Consider the following 22,508-nt stretch of genomic DNA (forward strand, 5'->3'; position numbering starts at 1 on the left):
TGAGTGGCGAGAAAGGACGTATTTGAGGTAATCCAGAGACGGAAATGTACCTTAGGTGTCCCTCAGAGGAAAATCCAAGGATGCGCATAATCCATATTATGTTAAACTGGGTATTATGCGGGCGCTCTCGTTGTTGTCTGTCCAATCCCACATACCTACGGTCAAACCCCCACAAACCCCCGTTTCACAGAAATTCAAAAGCTTGGGTTCCATTCATAATCCTATCTCTGCGCATGGCCCTTCACCAACCTCCGGTTGACCACACTCGACCCTGATCCCCATTCTATTTAGGCGAGAATGCTCGCCACAGAGAGGTGTCTGATGACCAAGCAACGTCGTACCTTTACCCCTGAGTTCAAACTCGAAGCTGCCTGCCTTGTGCTCGATCAAGGCTACAGTCATGCCGAAGCAGCCCGCTCGCTCGGTTTGGACGATGTGCGTAGTAACTTGAGCGAGTGACTTCGAACACCTCGCTTACGAACAACGTGGCAAACCTCAAGGGCTACTGTTCCACTACGACCAGGGGTCGCAATATGGCAGCCGTCAGTTCCGCCGGAGACTGTGGTGCTACCGCATGATCCGCCCGCATCAATTCAACGATGGGCTGGCTCCGGCGAAAGCTGAAGAAAAACTCAAAACTGTGTCCGGAATGAGTTGACCACTACAAGTATCTGCATAGCAGGTTTAGGAGATGTTGCCGCCAAAATGCAGTTGTTTAACATCCAGATAAGTTACTTCTGACTCGTATCCTATGGTAACCTCTACCTCTTCGCCTTTTACCCTTTCGCTGGAGTCGAACGAATGCAGTCTAAAATCAGAGATTCCGTTGCGACGAATATATTCGTCTGGGAGAAGCAGTGGCGGTTCCACAATGCCCTTAGAGCAACCATTCTCTTCCAGCAGCGGAATGATCATCTGATACTGAAAATTTCCAAACTGAAATATGAGTTGGTATCTGAACATTTTTTCCTGAAAGGCGGGCCTCGCCCTGGCAATCGCACAATAGATCCGATCCGGAGGCATGGGGCCACTGACTAACCATTCTATGACAGGCGGGCCCCTACTAGCCAGAGGTTGATGATCCTGACGTAGCAACCATGCTTTAAGGTGAGGGAATTTCTCATGTTCACGTGGAGGCAGAAGTGCCAAAGCGATCTTTGTTAGCATTTTGTGTATGGCAACGGGATAATACGGGCGCCTGACTAAGGGGAATTTCATTCGTTTTCTATCTGAAAACTTGATATCGTTTATCTTTTGCTCGCCAAATAGGTGAAACTCAAGATTGTCCTGATCCAATGCTGATACTCGAAAGTTTCCGTCTTTATAGACAGGCACTCCGCCCCGGCCTCGGGTACGCTGAAAAGGCCGATATGGTGTTCTGAATGTCGTACTGAGCCTAACTAACGACGCGAAATTGATCCATATAGGAAGACTGCGTCACGACTACTCATCACAATTTCTCGGTGAACGATATCGTCCAATCTTGGAAAAGCAGTCGTGATGGCGAAGTCTGGGTTATCGGGGAATACCATGGACAAATCGATCAGTCGCTTGTCGAGCAGCCCAAAATTCAGTACAGATGGGAATTCTCCAAGCATTCGCGGTCCTTGTCAGTAGCTGGCAGAACAGACATGTCAATCAATTCCCCTTCGAAGAAAACGAGTCTTGGCATCCATAAGGAATGCTCTGCAATAAGCTCCAATAGCTGAACCGAGGACGATACATCTTCAGGGCTGCGCAGCCTGAAAAAATACAAGTGACCCCAATCCAGTTCAAAATACTCTTTGAGATCATCACTGTCGAGCGTCTTCGATATAGGCCGCAGAGCTAGATCTTCTTCGTCAAGCTGAGCGCAATAGTTCTCGAAAAGCTGGCTTCTGAGTAATTCGAACGCGTACTCCTCCCACTCGATTGGTAACTCATCGTTTTCTAAGTCAGGGACTTCTGAGCTATCAAAGGCGAGTAGAAAACCTCTGCGAAATGCATCCTCAATTGGTCTGCACTTCTCTGCAGCCCCTGCGACCTGATGCCAACTGTCGAATCCAACGGTTTTGGCCACGATCTCAAGGGCTTCATGGTGGGTTATCTGGCGATTTCGCTTAAGATTGCGAGCACGTTGTTTCAGGAGGGAGACGGCTTTTTGGGGGATAAGGAAAATGCGTTTCAAGGGGTAACTCCTCTGATCGCGGATATTCGGTGCCCACTGCCGAGATCCGCACAGGGAATCCCAAACGCTGTAAATCAAGGAGAAGACCGTCCCATTCGGGTTTGCCTCTGTGGGCAGCAGGCTTCGATCAAGCCGGGCGGCATCATATGTTGGCCGGACCAAAGATTCAACCCTGCCTAATCCACTCTGGGCACATACGCCTACGATTTGAATAGATCGAGTTTGGGAAGCATCACTATGGAAATGAACCGTCGACTGTGACCTTGGTCGAACCCCAGGTCGGCAGCTTCACACTAGAACTCAGGGGTAAAGTCACTAACTGAGCTCGCAATGTTCATAGTCTGTTGAGACCCTAGATGCACTGCTACCGTGCAGATGATCCAAAATCGCGTTCCGGACGAAACCTGCGCCTATCCAGCAGTCGGGCAAGTTCAAGGACCGCACTATTTCGAGCACCCTCCGCCGAATGGGGTCATCCGAAATAATTGCTTTAATTCTCGAGCTATTGCTATTGCCCACTTGAGACGTCACGTGCATGTCACCGGATGTGGATGCTGGTTGATCATGGCTTCATTCGGTGGCCTTCCCTCAAGACCGCTCGTGCCAGGGTACTGGTCAGAGGTGTGGCTTGGGACAGCGCCCTCCTCCATCACAATCCTCATTAGCTTTTCATCCCGATCAACAGGTTAACCACTCGATCGGCCAATTTTCCATAGGGTGGCAACAACATGTTGATACCGCGTATCGGGCCCTGGTACAGCACCGGCCGCAGTTTGGAGAACGCCAGGAAGCCTTCGTAGCCGTGATAATGGCCCATTCCGCTGTTCCCAATACCACCGAACGGAAGGCTGTGCACACCCACATGCAGCAGGCTGTCGTTGATCGTTACGCCGCCGGACAAGGTGTTGTAGACGTACCAGTCGGCCAGATCGCGATCGCGGGTATAAGCGTAAAAGGCTAGCGGCCGTGGATGGCTATTAATGTAGGCCACCACTTCCTCGCGGGTTTTGTAGGTTTTGATCGGCAGTATCGGCCCGAAGATTTCGCGCTGCATCACGTCCATGGCCTCGCTCGGGTTGAGCACGATATGCGGCGCCATGATGCGCCGAGTGGCATCCGGCTTCTGGTTTTCCAACAAGGGCACGATGCGCGCGCCTTTGCTTTGGGCGTCGGCTAGCGAGGCCTGCAGGCGGTCGTAGGCGCGCTGATCGATGATCGCCGTGTAGTCCCCGCGGTTGATATCAGGGTAATGCCGGGCTATGTAAGCCTTGGCCGCGGTGATAAAGGCCTGAACTTGGCCTTCTGGAACGAATAGATAATCGACGCTGGTGCACACCTGCCCGGCGTTGAACATCTTGGCCCAGAGAATACGCTGTGCGGCGGTTTCGATGGCGAAGTCCGGCGCAACGACCGCCGGCGACTTGCCGCCCAGCTCTAGCGTTACCGGGGTGAGGTTGCGTGCAGCATTGGCCATGACGGCGCTGCCGGTGGCCGACGAACCCGTGAAGAAGATATGGTCGAACGGCAGCGCAGTGAAGGCGGGACCATGGCCACCGCCGTCCGCGAAAAACGCCAACTTGCCCTGTGGGAAATAGCGCGGGGTCAGCTGGCGCAGTAACTGGGCCAGGTGGTTTGAGTTTTCTGACATCTTGACCATGGCCGAATTACCGGCTGCGAAGATGCAGGTCAATGGGTGCATGGCCATGGCAATCGGGAAGTTCCACGGCACCACTACACCGACCACACCGATCGGTTGCGGAATGAGGCGTGCCTTGGCCAATGGCAACTGCAGCGGGTCGATGTGACGCTTTTGCGGCTTCATCCACTTCTTCAGTTGTTTGATCGCCGATCGCAGACCGTCAAGGGTCACGGCGATCTCGGCGAACAGCGTTTCAAAGCGCGACCGGCAGCCGTAGTCACGGTTGACTGCTTCGACCAGTTGCTCAAGGTTATCCGCGACCATGCGCACCAGTGATTTGAGGTCGGCCACGCGCTGTGCATGGTCGGGGAAGCGGTTGGCCTCGAAATGAGCGCGCTGGCCTTCCAGGCACTGGACGAACTCGGCGGGGATATTGATTTGAACGTTCATGAGGGATTCTTGTGATCGCATGCAGTGGTCAACAATTCCCGGACACAGAATTGAGTTTTTCTTCCGCAACCGCCGGCGGCACGAAACCGCTGTACAGCGAGCATTCTCGCCTAAAAAGGTATCCGGGGTTAGTAGATCACTGCCTTTATCACCGAGTGGCCCATCACTCACATTTGCGCTTGCAGGAACAGCGAAAAGAGCTCTGATTGCGACTTTATACCGAGCTTGCTGTACATGTGCTTGCGATGAACCTTGACAGTTTCCACGGAGATCTCAAGCTTGCCGGCAATTTCCTTGCTGGAGTACCCACTGAGCACCAGCTGGCCAACCTCTAGCTCCCGCCCCGTCAGGGGTGGGTTGATCTGTCCTACGCGGGATTCTATCCTGCTCTGCCAATGCGGCGCGGGCTCCGTGGCGGCGTCAAGCAGCTCCCGTTCAAAAGTCATCCTCTGGCGCATCAGCGCAGCAACCCACGGTCGCAACAACTCGAGCAACGTCACCTGTTCAAGGGTGAATCGGCGCTTGCTCCCGAGGGAAAGGCAGAGCGTGCGCTGCGAATCCAACTGCACGTTGAACTGAAGCTCGTCGGCGACGACATTGAGTCTGAAATAGCGCTGGTAGTAGTCGGTCTGGTCAAAACATTCGGGGGCTACGTCAGATAGCCGGAACAATCCATTGACCGCTGATTCACGGCTGGCTACGTAGAATGGATCCAGCAAATACAGGCCATTCAGGTAGTCCTGAAACAGAGGATCTGGATTTCCATCCTCCGTAGGAGACTCAGCAAAAACCACCGGACGCCCAACCGTAAACACCAGCGCAACCCAGCTATCGCATGCGACGTACTCGCCAAGCAGTCTTGCCAGCGCCGCCCAGAAATTGTCCTTGTCCAGGGACTCGATCATTTGGCCCATAGATCGGTGCCAGGCAATTTCGTGCAGTGTTAAATTCATGCTCTACCCCTGTGGGGTTACCTCCCGGGCGTAATACCCGGCGTAGTGATGACCCCCCATAATCCGGGCTAGCTTACGCTGACAGACCCTGCACCGGGATTGTTTTTAATGCTTCATGCCGCCAGAGCATGGAAATTGAGGCTGCTAGTCGAGGATCAAAATGAAGGTCGAGCTTATCCAATTGGCGGGCAGTGATGGCGACACTGCGTACAACCTACAGCGCACAGTCGAGGCGATTAACAGCTGCGGAGCTGATACCGACCTTATCGTTTTTCCTGAAACCCAGCTAATGGGGTTTCCATCTGCTGAGAACATAACACGCATCGCTGAACCCTTAGATGGACCTAGCCTAGTCGCAGTTCAGCAAGCGGCTAAAGCAAGGAACGTGGGTGTCGTAGTAGGCACGGCGGAAGCGGGAGACGACGGTAAGTTCTACAACACCACTGTATTGATCACCCCAGAAGGCGTGGCGCTGAGCTACCGGAAGACTCACCTTTGGTCATCCGACTGCGGCGTATTCACCCCAGGCGATCGCTTTGCCACCGCCGTGTTCAAAGGCGTCCGAGTCGGTTTGCTGATTTGCTTTGACATCGAGTTCCCAGAAACAGCCCGAGCGCTGGGGCAATTGGGCGCAGAGCTGATCATCGTCACCAACGGCAATATGGATCCCTATGGGGCGACCCACAAAGCCGCGATCACTGCACGCGCTATGGAAAACCAGGCTTTCGCAGTTATGGTCAACCGGGTCGGAGAAGGCGACGGCGGCTTGCTATTCGCTGGCGGCAGTGCAGCAGTCGACCCCTACGGCCAACTGCTGTGCGAAGCGGGTCGCAGCGAATGCCGTATGACAGTCAACCTGGACTTGTCAGAATTGCAGTTGTCCCGCCGCCATTACACCTACGTCGCGCAACGTCGCATCCAGTTGCCCGGTAAGCACGTCGAGCACGACACCGGACTTCGCGAGCTGATCATCCCCGCCTGAGTGCTCGGCTATCCAAACCATTGAAGAAGCATGGCTGCCACGGACGGCGCAACGTTCGACTCTGAATAACAATCACAAACTGGAGCAAGCAGTAATGGCCAAACTCAAGCGGACACTTTCGCTGGGCTCGGTGGTGCTATTCGGCATCGCCTACATGACCCCTATCATCGTCCTTGGCACTTTTGGGATTCTGGCTGATACGACCGACGGGATCGTCCCCGCGGCCTACCTTGCCGCTTCCATCGCCATGCTGTTCACCGCGTTCAGCTACGGCAACATGGCGCGTGCATTTCCCGTCGCTGGCTCGGCATACAGCTACGTGCGTAAATCTATAAGTCCACAGCTAGGCTTCATCACAGGTTGGGCAGTCTTGCTCGATTACCTCTTCCTTCCCATGGCGATATGGCTAATCGGTGCAGCCTACCTGCACTCTGCCTTTCCGAACGTCCCCCAGGCTCTCTGGGTATTAGCATTCATCGGCATCACCACAACGATCAATGTGATTGGCCTGCGTTTGGCGAAAACGGTCAATGGTTTGCTGATGCTAATTCAGCTACTGGTACTCGTGGCGTTCGTTGTCCTGGCCGTGCACTACGTATGGGGTGACCCGACCAGGCCTCTTTGGACACTTGAGCCCTTCTTCAAAGAAGGCGCTCAACTTCCACTCATCATGAGTGGTGCGGCGATCGCCTGCTACTCCTTCCTGGGCTTTGATGCCGTCAGCACACTGACCGAAGAAACGAAAGACCCACGCAAGAACATCCCCACAGCGATCATGTTGATCACGTTGATTGGCGGGGGCATCTTCATCGCTTGCAGCTACTTCGTTCAACTCGCTCACCCATCGGCCGACTTCGCCAACGCAGATGCGGCGGCTTACGAAATTGCCAAGAACATCGGAGGCGATGTCTTCGTTAGCATTTTCCTTCTAGGACTGATCGTAGGGCAGTTCACCTCCGGCCTTTCAGCTCAGGCCAGTGCATCCCGATTGCTGTACGCGATGGGCCGTGATGGCGTGCTTCCGCGCTCGTTTTTTGGCAGGCTCAGTGAACGTTTCAGCACACCTGTTCCCAGCATCATTTTGTGTGGCGTAGTCGCCCTGCTCGCTCTGCGCATGGACGTGACGACGTCTACCTCGTTCATCAACTTCGGCGCCTTCCTCGCCTTCAGTCTCGTAAACCTAGCCGTGATTTTCCATTACTGGCTCCCGATGAAAAAGCGCGGTGGCAGGGCGGCGCTGATGTACTTGGCGTTTCCAGTGGTAGGGCTCGCGTCTAACCTCTGGCTGATGGCGAGCCTGGATCATTTGGCAATCTACCTCGGCATAGGTTGGCTTTGTCTCGGCATGATCTATCTCACCGTGCTGACTCGCGGTTTCAAACACCTCCCTCCAGAGATGAGTTTCGAGGAAGCCTAGGTCTGATCGGACGCCCTGCCTTTGCCAGGAAACGACAGGGCGTGTTCCGGCGCATCTGCCATCATTTCCTCATTGCAGTCACTGATCGCTGAGTAAAAACCTACCACCTCGTGGACTAGCCCCCCCTGCAGATGACATCGCCCATAAGTTGAATGAGAGAGTCTGAGAGGGCGCTAGCACTGGTCATAACGTCTTCGCGCATCGGTGAACCTTTCTGACTGCCCTAGCACCCATGTCCACAGAGGAATCATCTGGACCAACAATCCCATCCCAAGGTCGGTCAACGCATATTCAACACGCAACGGCTTCTCCCCGAAGTCATGGCGGGATATCAGCCCATCGCGCTCCAGCTGGCGCAGGGTATGTGTGAGCATGCGTTGAGTCACGCCGTTCAACTGACGGCGTAACTCTGCATGGCGCAGGGGGCTTTTTACACCCAGCGCGTGCACCACGCCCAGTGACCACCGATTACCGGCATGACCGAGAATATCTCGCTTGAGGCCATCTTCATCGTCCCTAAGTGCGCGGCAGGCCTGTTGCGAAAGCCGGACGATTTCCTGAGCATCCAGACCGCTCGGTATCACCGGTGTACCTACTTTCTGCTCATCGATACCCATGACAAGATCCCTGACTTCGGATGGAGTACGTCAAAAAGAGGTTAACCATGATGACTACTATTTCAAACGTCAAACAAGGCATTCTGGTATTAGGTGCCGGCGAGCTGGGGCTTGCCGTCCTACGAGGGTTGGCAGCGAGATTGACCGAGTCGTCAGGCATTACCGTGCTGCTGCGCCAGGCCACCGAGGAGTGTTCGTCAGCTGATAAACATCACGATATCCAAACCATCAGGGGGCTGGGGATTGCCGTCGAGACACTGGACATCGCCACTGCTACCGTCGAGGAGATTGCTGGCGTGCTGGGACGTTTTGACACAGTCATCAGCTGCGTGGGGTTTGCCGCAGGCCGTGGCACGCAACTGAAGCTCACTGAAGCCGCGCTTTCATCTGGGGTGAAGCGCTATATTCCATGGCAATTTGGCGTTGATTACGATTTGATTGGGCGTGGCAGCCCTCAAGATCTGTTCGACGAGCAACTGGATGTTCGCGACTTGTTACGTGCCCAGGCCCGAACGGAATGGGTCATCATTTCTACAGGTATGTTCACCAGCTTTCTGTTCGACCCTGCTTTCGGGGTGGTTGACCTGACCGCAGGACAGGTGAATGCACTAGGCAGCTTCGACACACAAGTCACGGTCACAACCCCTGAAGACATAGGTACGCTCACCGCAGCCATTGTTCTGCATACACCACGGCTTGTTAACCAGATTGTATATACCGCTGGTGACACCCTCACCTATGGTGCTCTGGCAAACTTGGTGGAGCGCGTCCTCGAACGGAAAATACAACGTAGAGAGCTTGGTATTCCTCAGGTGTTGGCGGAACTTGAGCAACGACCAGACGACCGTTTACGAAAATACCGGGCAGTTTTCGCACTCGGCCAAGGTGTGGCGTGGGACGTGGCAGCAACCTTTAACGCAGTCCATGGAATACCCATGACCAGCGCTGAACAATGGGCTCGAGCCAATCTTCGCAGTCGCGAGGGGATGTTGTAGAGGTGCAGCGCACTCGTCCATCAAAACTTGGTCAGCTTTACACCCTGATCAATAGCGCGGCACTGGGCCGGGGTTCATCGCCAGATTATTCGAACTGCCGCTTGCCAATGGCTGAATACCGCTTGCGGCTCACCCATAAAAAACAACGTCGCTATCAGCGACAGCAGTAAAGCGATGATCACCAGCGGCACCCGCACCAGCCCCGCCAGCCAGCGAGGCACTCCCCATCGACTCGATACAGTCAGGCCGCCCAGCAGCAGTGATATGACCGACAACAGCAGTGGAATGATAAAAGGGGCATTAACGTCCGAATTCCCAAGGAGACCTGCAATGCAAACCACAGGCAATACCATCCTGATCACCGGTGGCGGCAGCGGTATCGGCCGTGCGCTCGCTGAAGCCTTTCTGGCGCTGGGCAATGAAATCATCATCGCCGGGCGCCGCGAGGCCGTTCTCAAGCAAGTGGCCGAGGCTAACCCCGGCCTGCACTACGTGGTACTGGACACCAGCGACCCAGAATCTACACAAAAAGTCGCCAGGCAATTGATCATCGATTACCCGCAACTCAACGCAGTGATCCATTGTGCCGGCATCATGCGTGGCGAATCCCTACGCGACGGCGCCACAGAACTCGAGACTACCGTCGCCACCAACCTGGTGGGCCCGATCCGCCTCGATGGCTTGCTGTTGCCGCACTTTTTGACCCGACCCCACGCCGCCATCGTAACGGTTTCCTCAGGTCTTGCCTTCGTGCCACTGGCACTCACGCCCAGCTACTGCGCGACAAAGGCAGCAGTGCATTCCTACAGCCAGTCGCTGCGCTATCAGCTCAAGGACACGGCGGTGAAAGTTCACGAGTTGGTGCCGCCCTACGTACAGACCGAGCTGATGGGCGAGCGCCAGGCCAATGACCCCCATGCCATGCCTCTGAAGGACTACATCGACGAAGTCATGGGCATTTTCCAGAACTCGCCTGATGCGGAGGAGATTCTGGTCGAGCGCGTGAAACCGTTACGGTTTGCAGAGGTGAATGGCGGATATGCCGAGTTCTTCAAGCAGTTCAACGACCAGATGGTCGCTGCGCGGGTCGGCGAGTAGTTGAGCGCAACACTGGCACAGCGGCGACTGGAGTATTGTTAACTCAAGTCGCCACTGGTCTTACTGATCGTGGCGGTACCAAACAATCCGGAACACCAGTGCTGAGGTACAGTTACCGGCTAAACACCACGGTACTTTTCACGCGTTCATCGACCGAAAGCGAAAACACATCTGGCCGCGCATAGTGCCCAACCACATCGAAGTCATACCGAGCCCGGGTCAATTCCTCGATATCAATCTGCGCTGTCAACAACCCCTCCTCCCCACGCAACGGCCCGGCAAGCACATCGCCCAGTGGCCCCACAATCACACTGTTGCCCTGGATCAGTGGCCGGTCCTCGTCCCAATGCGGCACCTGCACACCCAGTTGCTTCGGCGAAGGCTGCACCTGGCAGGCACTGACCACGAACATCCGGCCCTCGTGAGCAATGTGGCGCATCGACGCCTGCCATACATCCCGCTCGTCCACCGTAGGGGCGCACCAGACCTGCACGCCCTTGGCGTACATCGCAGTGCGCAGCAGCGGCATGTGGTTCTCCCAACAGATCGCCGCGCCCACCTTGCCGAATGGCGCCTCAAGCACAGGCAAGGTCGAGCCATCCCCCTGGCCCCAGATCAGGCGCTCGGTTCCGGTTGGCATCAGTTTGCGGTGCTTGGCGACCAACCCGTGTTCCGGTGAGAAAAACAACGCCGTGCAGTACAGGGTATTACCGCCCCGCTCGATCACACCCACAACCAAGTGAGCACCGGTGCGTTCGGCAAGCCCGGCCAGCTCGTCGGTTTCCACGCCCGGCACATCGATGGCGTTCTCGTAATAACGCTGGAAGCTTTCCCGCCCCTCTGGCAGCCGATAGCCCAGGTAGGTGCCAAAGGTTTCACCTTTCGGGTAACCGCCAAGCACGGCCTCTGGCATGACCACCAGGTTGGCGCCCGCCTGTTTGATCTTTGGCTCGTAGGCCAGGATGGCCTCGAGTGTGCTGGTTTTGCCTTCAGGCCTGGAGCCAATTTGCAGTGCAGCAACGGTAGTGGTGGCCATAGTCGTCATCTCGGGTGTTAGGGCTGGAATATGGGTATAGTCCGCCCAGGCCACCTATCAATCAATCCGCAGGGCTGACTAACTGATATGAGCAGTATTGATATCTTGGGCATGGATCTCAACTTGCTGAAAGTGTTCGAAGCCCTGTACGAAGAAGGCGGTGCAAGCCGCGCCGCGATCCGCCTGGGTATCACGCAACCCGCCGTCAGTGCTGCGTTGACGCGCTTGCGTGTGGTGTACGCAGACCACCTGTTCGAACGGACCGGCCGGGGCCTGCGCCCCACGGCCAAGAGCGAAGAACTGCGGCCGGTGATCGCCAGCGCCCTGGAAAAGTGCCGTCAGAGCCTGTTGCTCGCCAGCCCCGATGGCGACGGGTTCACGGGGCGCACCCTGACGCTCGGGCTCTCCGATGACCACGAACTGGCCATCGGCAGGCAACTGGTCGACCTGGCCAAGCGCAGCGCGCCGGGGCTCAGGATCATCTTCAAGCAGACCCACAGCATGGTGGCAGGCGATGCCTTGATGGGCAGGCATATCGACCTGGCCTTGACCGCAGGTACCCTCGGTTCGCAGGCGCTGGGCCGCAAGGTGCTGGGCACCGGCGGTTACGCTTGCCTGATCGCCCGGCAAGCCGATCAGCAACCGGTTGAGCTGACCCTGGACGGGTTTCTCGAGCGCAATCACCTGCTGGTGTCGTCGGGTGGGTACGTAGGCGTGGTCGATGAAGCCCTGGCAGCGCTGGGCAGGTCACGCACGGTCGAGGCCTCCACCACCCACTTCGCCGTACTGCCCAGCCTGCTGGCGGGCACCCATTGCGTTGCCACGCTTCCAAGCCATGCAGCCCATGCCTTGGCGAAGACCAGTGCGGTGGTCTGCTGCCCCTGCCCCATCGACTTGCCCAGGTACTCGGTCGAACTGGCTTGGCGGGTGGACAGCGCGCGGGATCCGGTGGTGCGGAAGGTTAGCGGTTTGATTGGCGAGGTGCTGCAGGCCATGGGGGCGCACGACCTGGTGCTCGGTCATGACGGAGTGCAGCGTGATTTGACCGGCTCGGTTTGATTGGGCCCAACCGCAATCCAACATACAATGCCGCCCTCTATCCGCTCACCGCTTTGCAACAGGGAAGGTTCTGACATGAATGTCTTCAATCACCGTAACGGCGCTTACCTCGATATCGACGACGCCCGTATCTATTTCGAACAGCTGGGTGCGCAAGACGCCCCTACACTGATTCTGCTGCACGGCGGCCTCGGCCACATCGAAACCTTCAATACCATCACCCCATACCTTGCCGAACACTGGCGCTTGATCGGTATCGACAGCCGAGGCCAAGGCAAATCCACGTTGGGCGCTGCCGGCCTCACCTACCAGCGCTTGCAGCAGGATGTAGAGCGCGTTATTGAACACCTGGGGCTTACATCGGTCAGCATCATTGGGCACAGCGATGGCGGCATTGTCGGCCTGCGCCTTGCTGCCTCCAAGCAGGTTCAAGTGGACAAGCTGGTTACCCTGGGTGCCCACTGGGCGTTGAACCAGGATGACCCTACGCGTGGGTTGTATGCAGGCATAACCGCTGCGAAGTGGCGAGGGCTGTTTGCAGAAGACGTCGAACAGTACGAATCATTGAATCCGGAACCTGACTTTGCCCATTTGATGGATGCAGTCAAAGCACTTTGGCTCGACACCAGCGAGGCGGGGTACCCAGGCGCCAGCGTCAGTACCATCACCGCCCCTTTGTTGGTGGTGCGCGGTGACGAAGATCTGCTGGTGTCCCGTATCAACGCATTGGAACTGGCAGACCAAGTGCCTGGGGCGCAGCTGCTCAACCTCGCCTTTGCCGATCACTCCCCCCATGAAAGCCGGCCTCAATGGCTGATGCCGATGCTGGAAGCGTTTCTCAACCCACGCTGATGAAACTATTGCGCCTTGATCCCACTCAATCGGCCAATACGGCGGCAGCTCTGTCGTCTCTCGATCGTTGATCACGAAACAAGGGCTCCCGCATGATCGCTCGCTGGCGTTGGGCACTGGCACAAACCACAAAACGGCTGTGGTTTCGCGCCACCCTGTTCTCCTTCATCGGTGTGCTCACCGCCTTGCTGGCTATCGCCTTCCGCGACTTCGTGCCGCCCTCACTGCCGGCCAAGGTCGGTGCGGATTCGGTCGACAAGATCCTCGGCATCATCGCCTCCAGCATGCTGGCCGTGACCACGTTCTCCCTCAGCACCATGGTGTCGGCCTATGGCGCCGCCAGCAGCGGCGTGACCCCGCGGGCCACCAGCCTGGTGATGGAAGACTCCACCACCCAGAACGCACTGGCCACATTCATAGGCTCGTTCCTGTTCAGCCTGGTGGGCATCATTGCCTTGAGCACCGGTGCCTATGGCGCGCAGGGCCGGGTGGTGCTGTTTGCGGTCACCCTCGTGATGGTCATTCTGATCGTGTACACGCTGCTGCGCTGGATCGATCACCTGTCCAAGCTCGGCCGGGTCGGTGAGACCATCGACCGTGTGGAGGTCGCCACTATCACGGCGCTGGAAAACCGGGCGCGCTGGCCGTTTCTGGGCGGCGAAGCCTACCCCCGCGATTTTGCCCTGCCCGCCCATGCCAGCACCCTCGTGAGTGCTGGCACCGGCTACGTCCAACACGTGGATGTGAATGCCCTGGCGCTTGCGGCCAAGCAGCATGGTGTGGCCATTTACCTGGAAGTGCTGCCAGGCAGTTTCCTGCATCTGGGTGCCGTGGTTGCGCACATCGTGGGCAAAGGGAGCCAGCAGGTCAGCGCTGAGTTACAAACTGCGGTATTGGCCGCGCTCACCATCGGCTTGCGCCGCACTTATGAGCAAGACCCACGCTTCGGGCTGTCGGTGCTGGCAGAGATCGCATCGCGCGCGTTGTCGCCCGCCACCAACGACTCAGGCACCGTGATAGACGTGATAGGCCGGGGGGTACGCTGTTTCACCCAGTGGGCTCAACAGGCGCCCGAGCAGGAAGCCAAACACCCATGCAGGGATGTATACGTGCGTGCGCTGAGTGTGGATGACATGTTCGATGACTTTTTCACGCTGATCGCGCGCGACGGAGCGGGCCTGCTTGAAATCGATATCCGCTTTATCAAGGCACTCGCCAGCTTGGCGGCTATTGACGCAGACAAGTTTGGGCAGGCCTGCGCCATGCATGCCGCCCTGCTGGTCAAGCGCGCTGAACGCGCGCTACCGCTGGAGGAAGACAAAGCGCGGCTGCAGGCGCTGGTTTTGTCGTCGGCGCCATTGCCCGGCAGTAGACCGAGCTAATTGGCAAAGGCGTGTCAGCATGCCTGGCTACGTATTCGGTGCCATCTGCACAACCGCGCACCGGCCATTGGCCCTGACCTTCTCGACGATGTGCGCCCGGTTCACGAATACATTGATTTCGCAGCTGCCTGAATGCCGCACGTCTTCCCAGTACTCCTGGTGTACCAGTTGCCCGTTCATTGGCCCGGTGTACGTGCCTGCCGCCTCGCGGGTGATGTAGTCGGTGTCTCGCACGTATCTGAGCACCACCAGGTCCTGGTCCGGCGCAATCATGATCACCCGCGGCGCGCCGAAATGGTCGATCAATTCGCCAACAGGCCGGCCTTTCCAGGCACTGGTGGCCTCCAGTGAAGAACAGCCGCTGAGCAAGGCCGCGCCTAGGCACAGCATGAACAATCGGTGCATTAGGTTATTTCTCCCTGAAAGCCGGCTTACTTGGCAGGCATCTGTGCAAAGGCTTCGTCTATCTGCTTGATCAGCTCGACCTTGAGCGATTCACGGTTGAGGATCTCGAACAGTTGAGGGCCCGCCTTGGTCATTTGCGATGCAGACATCACACCCAGGCGCTCCATTTTCTTCGCTGGGCGTTCGCCTGGCTTACAAACAAAATCGCGGCTTTGCGCCACCCAAGGCTCAGGTTTGGTTTGCCACTGGGCATTGAACTTGCCCTTGCGAAATTGGTTGGACACACTGCTGAAGTCCTGCGCGCCCATGACGCGTGCACGATTCTTCTTGCAGTCGATTTCGACGTCATAGGCGGTGAAATTGGGTTTTCCCGGCTCTTCGTAAAGCCGGTACACCCCCAACGACTGTGCACCACCCGGGCGTGCAAAGATATTCTTGGGGTCGCCATCGGCGAGGAACACCTGTTGCTTGCCCAGACCGCCCTGATAGTGAACCACCCAGTAGTCGCCCATCAGCACATCACTTGCCTGGGCCGAGACGGCGTTGCACAGCAGTGCTAGCGGCAGCAATCGCCATGTTGGAGAGCGCATCATGAGCCATTCCTTTGCCATTAGTGAAAAACTGCAAGCGTTGCACGGTCGTTGGTTGGCAAAGGGCTATCTAGTACATGCGCACTAGGCGGATGCACTGAGGGCCTGCCTGCTACCGCAAAAATAAACAAACTCAAGACGTTCCTTTCACTTAATTTTCACCCCCTCTGCGCGATCCTGAAGCTATCCCTACGTGTGATAGACCTTGCCCGCCTAGCAGCGGGCTTTCTTTTGCCCGCGATTTGACCTGTCTGCCACTCCCTATCCCTGCCGACGACATGCCCGCCCCTGCAGGCGGGCGCTCCCGCCGTTACATAAAATCTAAGCGGTAATGATTCGCAATCGCTATCATGCAGTTCTCCGCCGCCAGGCTGGATCCCGTCATCCCCTTTTCCTCAAGCAGGTCGACTCATGTACGTCCCAAACTTCCCGCGCAAATGCGCGTTGCGCGCTGTCTGGCTGCCCCTTGGGCTTGTTGCGAGCGTTGCATCCCCCATGGCCTTGGCACAGCAGAGCCTGGAGATCCCCGTCCCCACTCCGCAACCGGCCAGCGCCAAGGGGGCACAGGGAGCGGTGCTGGAGCTGGAAGAGACAGCGGTATCGGCCAGTGCAGACGCATCCAGGGACGGCCTTGTGCCTGAGTACGAGGGTGGCCAGGTGGCCCGCGGTGGGCGGGTGGGTATCCTGGGCAACAAGGACTACATGGAGACGCCGTTCACCTCCACCTCCTACACCAACCAGCTGATCCAGGACCAGCAGGCCCACAGCGTCGCGGATATCCTGCAAAACGACCCTTCTGTGCGCATCGCCAGGGGGTTCGGCAACTTCCAGGAGCTGTACATGATGCGCGGCTTCCCGCTGTACTCCGATGACATCGCCTACAACGGGCTGTACGGGCTGCTGCCTCGGCAATACGTGGCCTCGGAATTCATCGAGCGGGTTGAAGTGTTCCGGGGTGCCAGCGCGTTCCTCAACGGCGCAGCCCCGGGCGGCACGGGCATTGGCGGGGCTATCAATATTCTGCCCAAACGCGCACCAAATACCCCGCTCACCCGGCTGACCGTGGGCGCGGAAAACCGCGGGTTCGGCACGGTGGCCGCCGACGTGGCCCGGCGCTTCGGTGAAGAGGACCGCTTTGGCGTACGCGTGAACGTGGCCAAACGCGGCGGTGAAACGGCGGTGCAGGACCAGGACCGCTCGCTGGACATGTTCGCCCTGGGCCTGGATTACCAGGGTGAGCGCTTGCGCCTGTCGGCGGACCTTGGCAACCAGTACCACTTCATCGACAACCCGCTGCCCAGCGTCACCCCCACCGGCCGGGTGCCCAGCCCACCGGATGCCGACAAGAACTACGGGCAACCCTGGACCTATTCCAAAGAAAAACAGACGTTCGGGACCTTCCGCGCCGAGTACGACCTGTCCGACGCGCTCACCACCTGGGCGGCGGTGGGCATGCGCAAGGGCGAAGAGAAAAACGTGCTGGCCAACCCGTCTTCCGATGCAAACGGCGTGACACGCTCCACGCGCTTTGACAATTACCGGGAAGAAACCGTAACCACCGGTGAGGTGGGCATGCGTTACAGCCTGCAGACCGGCCCCGTGTCGCATCAGTGGGTGGTATCCGGCGCGATGTACGACACCAAGGACCGCAATGCCTGGGCTGGCAACTTTACCGGGTTTGCCAATGACCTGTACGACCCCTTCACCGTGGCCAAGCCAGGCAACACCAGTTTCAGCGGCTCCATGTCCGACCCACACATCACCTCACGCACCCACACCCAGAGCCTTGCCATCGCCGACACACTCGGCTTTTTCGATGACCAGTTACTCGTTACCCTCGGCGCACGCCGCCAGGGCCTGGACGTGACCGGTTACGACTACAACTCGGGTGACAAAACGTCCCAGTACAACCGCTACGAGACCACCCCTGTAGCCGGTGTGGTGTATCAGCTCAATGAGCAGTTCTCCGTGTACGCCAACTACATCGAAGGCCTGACCAAGGGCGACACGGCGGGTGCCACCACTACCCTGCCCGACGGCTCGAAGGCGCCCGTCCTCAACGCTGGCGCCTCCCTGGCACCTTATGTGGCCAAACAGACCGAGGTTGGCGTGAAATACGACGGCGGCGGTTTGGGCGGTAGCCTGGCCGTGTTCGAGACCCGCAAGCCGGTGGGCATCGTCGAGAACCAGGTATTCAAGGACGGTGGCGAACAGCGCAACCGTGGTATCGAACTTTCGCTGTTCGGCGAGCCAAGCCCTGGGGTGCGGCTGCTGGGTGGGGTGACGCTGCTGGACGCTGAACTGACCAAGACCCAGAACGGCCAGAATGATGGCAACGAACCCATTGGCGTGCCCAGAACCCAGGCTAACGTGGGTGGTGAATGGGACGTACCCGGCGTGAATGGGCTGACCTTGACCAGCCGGGTGGTTTATACCAGCCGCCAGTACGTGAACAACGCCAACAGCCTGGAAATCCCGTCCTGGACCCGCCTGGACCTGGGTGCGCGTTACGGCTTCAAGGTGGACGACAAGGACGTGACCCTGCGTGCACGCCTGGATAACGTTGCCGGGCGTGACTATTGGGCGTCTGCGGGTGGCTACCCGGGTTCCAACTACCTGGTTCTGGGAGCGCCACGCACCTTGTCCCTGAGCGCGTCAGTCGACTTCTGAGCAAAAACCATCAGGTGGCAGGCAGTAAAAATAGGCGCATAAGAATATGAATATTGATTCTATTTAGGAATAAATAATTTCCTTATTCTGGTCGTCCCAAGCGCCGGCGTGTTTAGTGCCGGCGCCCTCCTTACCGTCGACCGCGCCATGAACTTCAAACAGCTCAGCCATTTTGTCGCCCTCATCGAACACCGCAGTTTCGTGCGGGCGTCCGAAGCCTGCAACATCACCCAGCCAGCTTTCAGCCGTAGTATTCGAGGTCTTGAAGAGGCGCTGGGCTGCCAATTGGTCGATCGTCAATCGGGCCGCAACTTTCAGCCTACGGTACAGGGCGAGCGTGTGCTGCAGCATGCCCGCAGCGTGCTGGAGGGCATGTCGCGCCTCACCCGCGAACTGCACACCGGGGCCGGGCTTGAGGCCGCCGAAATACGTGTGGGCTGCGCACCGTTGGCCGGCGAACGGCTTGTGCCACCCGCTATTGCGCGTTTCTTGGGCGACTACCCGCGCATGCAGGTACGCCTGGAGGTGGCGCACTGGCAGGGATTGGTGCGAGGGCTGAAGCGTGACACGCTGGATTTTCTCATCACGGCCTCGGAACCCTTCACGCTGGATGAGCAGTACGAGGTAACCCCATTGCATCCCCAACGCATGGCACTGGTTTGCAGGGCGGGCCACCCATTGTTGCAACAGCCTGGCCGACTCACAGCCGCACGGTTGTTCAGCTTCCCGGTCGCGCTGCCAGCCGGTGCACGCCCGGTGCTCGGCCGCATGGCCCGGGTACTGGGGGTTCAGCCCCCAGCGGTAGCCTTGGAAAGCGATACTGCCAACGGGCTGCTGCGGGTGGTGGCAAGCAGCGATCTGATCGGGCTCATGCAGGTGGCCGGCTTTGAAGCGGAAATGGCCGCGCTCGGCGTTCAACCCCTGGATCAACTGGAAGAGGGGTTGCGCCCGTTTGCCCGCTATGCAGTCATCCAGCGGCGCGAGCAGCGGCTGAGTCCGGCTTGCGAACGGCTGCTGGAGTACATCAAAGAGGCTGACGCCCGGCCTGCTGCATTCGGCCCTGCGTTGAAACTGGCGAACTGAGAGTGCCGACCTTGGAATGAGAGTGAATATCATCTATATTGTTACTTTATATCATTTCAAGGACCTTACTCATGAAGCCTGGCATCCACCCCAACTACCGCCCTGTCCTGTTCCATGACGTTTCTGCGAATGCGTTCTGGCTGGTCGGTTCCACCATCGATACCGACAAGACGCATACCCACAGCGACGGCGTCACCTACCCGTACGTCACACTCGACATATCCAGTGCCTCCCACCCCGTCTATACCGGTCAGGAACGCAAGGCCAAGACCGAAGGCCGCGTTGCTGGCTTCAACAAGCGCTTCGCGGCATTCACCGGCAAATAACCGCCTCCTGCCCTGGCCACTGCCCTCAGGCACGCCAGGGCCGTTCAATCGTCACGCAGGTGACGCTCCTTTCTCTCCTGCCGTTCCTTGGCTTCGATGCTGAGGGTGGCCGTTGGCCTCAACAGCATGCGGCGCAGCCCGATAGGCTCGCCGGTGTCCTTGCACCAGCCGTACTCCCCGCGTGCAATGCGCTCAAGCGATTCGTCGATCTTGTCCAGCAGCTTTTTCTCCCGCTCCAGCAGGCGCAGCTGCCACTGCCGTTGCTCCTCCACAGTGCCCAGGTCGGAAGGGTCGCTGCTGGGCTCGTAGTCACGCATCTGTTCGAACTCGTGGTCGATGCGCTGTTGCAAATCGGTACGCTGGGCGAGCAGCAGGTCGCGGAAAAACGCCAGTTGGGCGGCGTCCATGTAGGCCTCGGCAGGCATGCCCAGCAGTTCTTGTTCCGTCATGGTGTTATCTCTTGATTCTGGGTGTGGTGAGGTCAGCGACGCGAGGCAGCGAAGGCCAATGGCAGGCCCTGGCAGCTGTCGTGCAGGCGCTGCTCATGCCAGGCCAGTTGGCCGGACACCAGGGTGGTGGTAACCCGGTAGCGCAGGCTGTGGTGTTCGAACGGCGTCCATTGACAGTGGGCAAGGACAGGGTCGAGGCGAACCGGCCGCGGCACGGCCAGCCGTTCGACCAGTGCAAGGTCCGCCCAGTAGCCTTCGCGCAGGTAGCCGCGGTGCTGGATGCCGAACAGGTCGGCCACCGCGTGGCTGGTCTTGCGCACCAACTGTGTGAGGGGTAACAGGCCTTCCTCCACCAGCTCGAACAGGGCCGGCAAAGCGTGCTGCACCAGGGGCAACCCGGAGGGTGCCGACGCATAGGGGCGTTGCTTCTCAGCCCAGGCGTGCGGTGCGTGGTCGGTACCTATCACATCGATGCGGTCGTCGAGCAATGCCCGGCGCAAGGCATCCCTGTCTTCGCGGGCCTTGATGGCCGGGTTGCACTTGATCAGGTGGCCCAGGGCGGCGTAGTCGCTGTCATCGAACAGCAGGTGGTGCGCACAGACCTCGGCGGTGATCAGCTTGTTCAGCACCGGGCCAGGCTCGAACAGCGCCAGCTCCCGTGCGGTGGTCAGGTGCAGCACATGCAGCCGTGTGCCGTGGGTGTTGGCAAGCTCCACAGCCAGGCTGGACGAGCGCCAGCACGCCTGGGCGTCACGGATCAGCGGATGCATCTCGGGTGGCACATGGTCGCCGAAGCGCTCCCGGTAGCGTGCTTCATTCGCCAGAATCGAGGGCGTGTGCTCGCAATGCGCCAGTAGAAGGGTCGGCACCTGCGCGAAGAGCCGCTCAAGCACCTTGGGGTCATCCACCAGCATGTTGCCCGTGGATGCCCCCATGAATACCTTCACGCCTGCCACCTGGCGTGGGTCCAGCGCAGCCACGGTGTCGAGGTTGTCGTTGCTCACGCCAAAGTGGAAGCCGTAGTTGGCCATTGATGAGGCCGCCGCCCGGCGCTTCTTGTCCTCCAGTGCGGTGAGGGTGAGCGTAGGCGGGTTGGTGTTGGGCATGTCCATGAAGCTGGTGATACCACCGGCCACGGCGGCGCGGGATTCGCTGGCGATGGTCGCCTTGTGGCTGGCACCCGGCTCACGAAAGTGCACCTGATCATCGATCATACCGGGGATGAGCCAGCGCCCTTCGGCGTCGATTTCCACCTCGGCCGAACCGTTGCAGATGCTGGAGGCAATCTTTTCAATTCGGCCATGGGCCACCAAGACATCAGCGTCGAACACAGCCCCTTCGTTGACCGCCCGGGCGTTACGGATAAGAACGCTGCTCATGGCACTGACCCCGCCGGGTTGCCCTGCACCACCACCTCATCACCGTCGATGACGTTATAGAAACAGCTGCGTCGACCGGTATGGCAAGCCCCCGCAACCTGGTCGACCAACAGCAGCAAGGCGTCCCCGTCGCAATCCAGGCGCACCTCTTTCACGTGCTGGACGCTGCCAGAGGTCAGGCCTTTGCGCCAAAGGCCCTGACGCGAACGGGACCAGTAGCAGGTACGGCGGGTGTGCAAGGTCTCATGCAGGGCGGCGCGGTTCATCCAGGCCAGCATCAGTACCTCGCCGGTGTCGTATTGCACGGCGACGGCAGGCACCAGCCCCTGGTCGTTCCAGGGGATATGGCCGATGACATCGTCCAGGGGAAAGCGGGCGCCCGCTCGTGCGTGCTCGAGGGTAGTGAACATAGGCTGGGACCTGAGTAAAATGCATGTGTTATAACATAACATATGTTGTTATCTTTTCAGCCCCCTCCCCTTGCGTTAGTCATAAAAAGGTAAGCCTTCATGAGCCAGACCCCCCCATCACCTGCCACCCAGGCACCCTATGCTGACACGGAGATGGCCTGCCTAGCAGGTGCCAAGGCAGCCCTGTACAGGTGGGCCGAAACCGTAGCCACGCGTGATGTGGACAAGGTGCTGGCGCTGTATGCTGCCGACGCGATCCTGGTCCCTACCCTGTCCAATCTGGTACGCGACTGCGACGACAGCCGCCGTAATTACTTCGAGAACTTCCTGGCCAACGATGGCCTGGTGTGCGACATCCAGGTGTTCAAGAAACGTGTCAGTCGCAAGCTGGGCACCGTGGTGGTGGGTGGGCTTTACACGTTCGTCTACCGGGACGGTGGCGAGCAGTGCACCGTACCGGCGCGCTTTCTGTTCACCTTCGAGCGCATCGATGAACGGTGGCTTATCACTGGGCATCATTCGTCGATCGAAGCATGAGTTACCGCCATG

Annotated in this window: 24 protein-coding genes and 2 pseudogenes; 13 read left to right on the forward strand and 13 right to left on the reverse strand. The window is 58.5% G+C overall.

Features of this window, described 5'->3' with window-relative positions:
- Positions 1-321: 321 nt before the first annotated feature.
- Together PPA02S_RS06065 and PPA02S_RS22520 are read left to right on the forward strand one after the other, a co-directional pair.
- Positions 322-435 (forward strand): annotated as a pseudogene (locus PPA02S_RS06065) (transposase); the annotation flags it as partial.
- A gap of 34 nt (positions 436-469) precedes the next feature.
- Positions 470-658, forward strand: a pseudogene (locus PPA02S_RS22520) (IS3 family transposase); the annotation flags it as partial.
- A 26-nt stretch (positions 659-684) separates the two neighbouring features.
- Here PPA02S_RS22520 and PPA02S_RS22970 read toward each other — a convergent pair.
- The 5 genes from PPA02S_RS22970 to PPA02S_RS06085 all read right to left on the reverse strand — a co-directional run bounded on the left by PPA02S_RS22970 (position 685) and on the right by PPA02S_RS06085 (position 5,209).
- A complete protein-coding gene (locus PPA02S_RS22970; protein ID WP_154660079.1) occupies positions 685-1,335 on the reverse strand; it encodes a hypothetical protein in 651 nt (216 codons plus the stop codon).
- Between the two features lie 235 nt (positions 1,336-1,570).
- Positions 1,571-2,167: a P-loop NTPase family protein gene (locus PPA02S_RS06075; protein WP_028633976.1), complete on the reverse strand. Its 597-nt coding sequence runs from the start codon at positions 2,165-2,167 to the stop codon at positions 1,571-1,573.
- Positions 2,168-2,482: 315 nt separating this feature from the next.
- A complete protein-coding gene (locus tag PPA02S_RS23425) occupies positions 2,483-2,704 on the reverse strand; it encodes a nucleotidyltransferase family protein (RefSeq protein ID WP_248696670.1) in 222 nt (73 codons plus the stop codon).
- 124 nt (positions 2,705-2,828) lie between these two features.
- On the reverse strand, positions 2,829-4,256 hold the full coding sequence (locus tag PPA02S_RS06080) for a coniferyl aldehyde dehydrogenase (RefSeq protein WP_033728051.1): 1,428 nt from the start codon (positions 4,254-4,256) through the stop codon (positions 2,829-2,831).
- A 167-nt stretch (positions 4,257-4,423) separates the two neighbouring features.
- On the reverse strand, positions 4,424-5,209 hold the full coding sequence (locus PPA02S_RS06085; protein WP_028633974.1) for a helix-turn-helix transcriptional regulator: 786 nt from the start codon (positions 5,207-5,209) through the stop codon (positions 4,424-4,426).
- A 160-nt stretch (positions 5,210-5,369) separates the two neighbouring features.
- On the opposite strand from PPA02S_RS06085, the gene PPA02S_RS06090 reads away from it, so the two are divergent.
- Positions 5,370-6,191, forward strand: coding sequence for a carbon-nitrogen hydrolase family protein (locus tag PPA02S_RS06090; protein ID WP_028633973.1), 822 nt, complete (start codon positions 5,370-5,372; stop codon positions 6,189-6,191).
- 94 nt (positions 6,192-6,285) lie between these two features.
- Positions 6,286-7,608, forward strand: coding sequence for an APC family permease (locus tag PPA02S_RS06095; RefSeq protein ID WP_028633972.1), 1,323 nt, complete (start codon positions 6,286-6,288; stop codon positions 7,606-7,608).
- A gap of 173 nt (positions 7,609-7,781) precedes the next feature.
- Here the strand turns inward: PPA02S_RS06095 and PPA02S_RS06100 are convergent, their stop codons facing one another.
- Positions 7,782-8,225, reverse strand: a complete 444-nt coding sequence (locus PPA02S_RS06100; protein WP_028633971.1) for a winged helix-turn-helix transcriptional regulator — start codon at positions 8,223-8,225, stop codon at positions 7,782-7,784.
- 47 nt (positions 8,226-8,272) lie between these two features.
- On the opposite strand from PPA02S_RS06100, the gene PPA02S_RS06105 reads away from it, so the two are divergent.
- Complete coding sequence (locus tag PPA02S_RS06105; RefSeq protein ID WP_028633970.1) at positions 8,273-9,220, forward strand: aromatic alcohol reductase; 948 nt, start codon at positions 8,273-8,275, stop codon at positions 9,218-9,220.
- Positions 9,221-9,294: 74 nt separating this feature from the next.
- On the opposite strand, the gene PPA02S_RS22975 is transcribed toward PPA02S_RS06105, so the two are convergent.
- Positions 9,295-9,573, reverse strand: a complete 279-nt coding sequence (locus tag PPA02S_RS22975) for a hypothetical protein (protein ID WP_154660078.1) — start codon at positions 9,571-9,573, stop codon at positions 9,295-9,297.
- Here PPA02S_RS22975 and PPA02S_RS06110 point away from each other — a divergent pair.
- Positions 9,551-10,318 carry an SDR family oxidoreductase gene (locus PPA02S_RS06110; protein WP_028633969.1) on the forward strand — a complete coding sequence of 256 codons (768 nt, stop codon included), beginning with the start codon at positions 9,551-9,553 and terminating at the stop codon, positions 10,316-10,318. The two genes, PPA02S_RS22975 and PPA02S_RS06110, sit on opposite strands and share 23 nt — an antisense overlap.
- Positions 10,319-10,430: 112 nt before the next feature.
- Here PPA02S_RS06110 and PPA02S_RS06115 read toward each other — a convergent pair whose 3' ends face one another.
- Positions 10,431-11,354, reverse strand: a complete 924-nt coding sequence (locus PPA02S_RS06115; protein WP_028633968.1) for a carbon-nitrogen hydrolase family protein — start codon at positions 11,352-11,354, stop codon at positions 10,431-10,433.
- Between the two features lie 87 nt (positions 11,355-11,441).
- Between PPA02S_RS06115 and PPA02S_RS06120 the strand changes: the two genes are divergently transcribed.
- From PPA02S_RS06120 to PPA02S_RS06130, 3 genes are all read left to right on the forward strand, one after another.
- A complete protein-coding gene (locus PPA02S_RS06120; RefSeq protein WP_042141380.1) occupies positions 11,442-12,413 on the forward strand; it encodes a LysR family transcriptional regulator in 972 nt (323 codons plus the stop codon).
- Between the two features lie 75 nt (positions 12,414-12,488).
- A complete protein-coding gene (locus PPA02S_RS06125) occupies positions 12,489-13,265 on the forward strand; it encodes an alpha/beta fold hydrolase (protein WP_028633967.1) in 777 nt (258 codons plus the stop codon).
- 92 nt (positions 13,266-13,357) lie between these two features.
- Positions 13,358-14,647: a DUF2254 domain-containing protein gene (locus PPA02S_RS06130; protein WP_028633966.1), complete on the forward strand. Its 1,290-nt coding sequence runs from the start codon at positions 13,358-13,360 to the stop codon at positions 14,645-14,647.
- A gap of 27 nt (positions 14,648-14,674) precedes the next feature.
- On the opposite strand, the gene PPA02S_RS06135 is transcribed toward PPA02S_RS06130, so the two are convergent.
- Positions 14,675-15,052: a hypothetical protein gene (locus PPA02S_RS06135; protein WP_028633965.1), complete on the reverse strand. Its 378-nt coding sequence runs from the start codon at positions 15,050-15,052 to the stop codon at positions 14,675-14,677.
- Between the two features lie 26 nt (positions 15,053-15,078).
- Positions 15,079-15,645 carry a hypothetical protein gene (locus PPA02S_RS06140; protein ID WP_245614642.1) on the reverse strand — a complete coding sequence of 189 codons (567 nt, stop codon included), beginning with the start codon at positions 15,643-15,645 and terminating at the stop codon, positions 15,079-15,081.
- A gap of 408 nt (positions 15,646-16,053) precedes the next feature.
- Between PPA02S_RS06140 and PPA02S_RS06145 the strand changes: the two genes are divergently transcribed.
- The 3 genes from PPA02S_RS06145 (at position 16,054) to PPA02S_RS06160 (ending at position 19,721) form a co-directional block, all read left to right on the forward strand.
- Positions 16,054-18,312 (forward strand): TonB-dependent receptor, encoded by a 2,259-nt coding sequence (locus PPA02S_RS06145; protein WP_028633963.1) that lies wholly within the window; start codon positions 16,054-16,056, stop codon positions 18,310-18,312.
- A 147-nt stretch (positions 18,313-18,459) separates the two neighbouring features.
- Entirely contained in the window at positions 18,460-19,395 is a 936-nt protein-coding gene (locus PPA02S_RS06155) for a LysR family transcriptional regulator (RefSeq protein WP_154660077.1), read from the forward strand.
- 71 nt (positions 19,396-19,466) lie between these two features.
- Positions 19,467-19,721, forward strand: a complete 255-nt coding sequence (locus tag PPA02S_RS06160; protein WP_028633961.1) for a type B 50S ribosomal protein L31 — start codon at positions 19,467-19,469, stop codon at positions 19,719-19,721.
- Positions 19,722-19,765: 44 nt separating this feature from the next.
- On the opposite strand, the gene dksA is transcribed toward PPA02S_RS06160, so the two are convergent.
- From dksA to hisI, 3 genes are read right to left on the reverse strand one after another with little or no spacing between them, the layout of a single operon-like run.
- Positions 19,766-20,170, reverse strand: coding sequence for an RNA polymerase-binding protein DksA (gene dksA / locus PPA02S_RS06165; RefSeq protein WP_028633960.1), 405 nt, complete (start codon positions 20,168-20,170; stop codon positions 19,766-19,768).
- A gap of 32 nt (positions 20,171-20,202) precedes the next feature.
- Positions 20,203-21,549, reverse strand: coding sequence for a dihydroorotase (locus tag PPA02S_RS06170; RefSeq protein ID WP_028633959.1), 1,347 nt, complete (start codon positions 21,547-21,549; stop codon positions 20,203-20,205).
- Complete coding sequence (hisI, locus tag PPA02S_RS06175; RefSeq protein ID WP_028633958.1) at positions 21,546-21,959, reverse strand: phosphoribosyl-AMP cyclohydrolase; 414 nt, start codon at positions 21,957-21,959, stop codon at positions 21,546-21,548. The genes PPA02S_RS06170 and hisI overlap by 4 nt, the downstream gene beginning before the upstream one ends.
- A 99-nt stretch (positions 21,960-22,058) precedes the next feature.
- Between hisI and PPA02S_RS06180 the strand changes: the two genes are divergently transcribed.
- On the forward strand, positions 22,059-22,496 hold the full coding sequence (locus PPA02S_RS06180; protein WP_028633957.1) for a nuclear transport factor 2 family protein: 438 nt from the start codon (positions 22,059-22,061) through the stop codon (positions 22,494-22,496).
- The last annotated feature ends 12 nt before the right edge of the window (positions 22,497-22,508 follow it).

This window comes from Pseudomonas parafulva NBRC 16636 = DSM 17004, from assembly GCF_000730645.1.
GTDB classification, from domain to species: domain Bacteria; phylum Pseudomonadota; class Gammaproteobacteria; order Pseudomonadales; family Pseudomonadaceae; genus Aquipseudomonas; species Aquipseudomonas parafulva.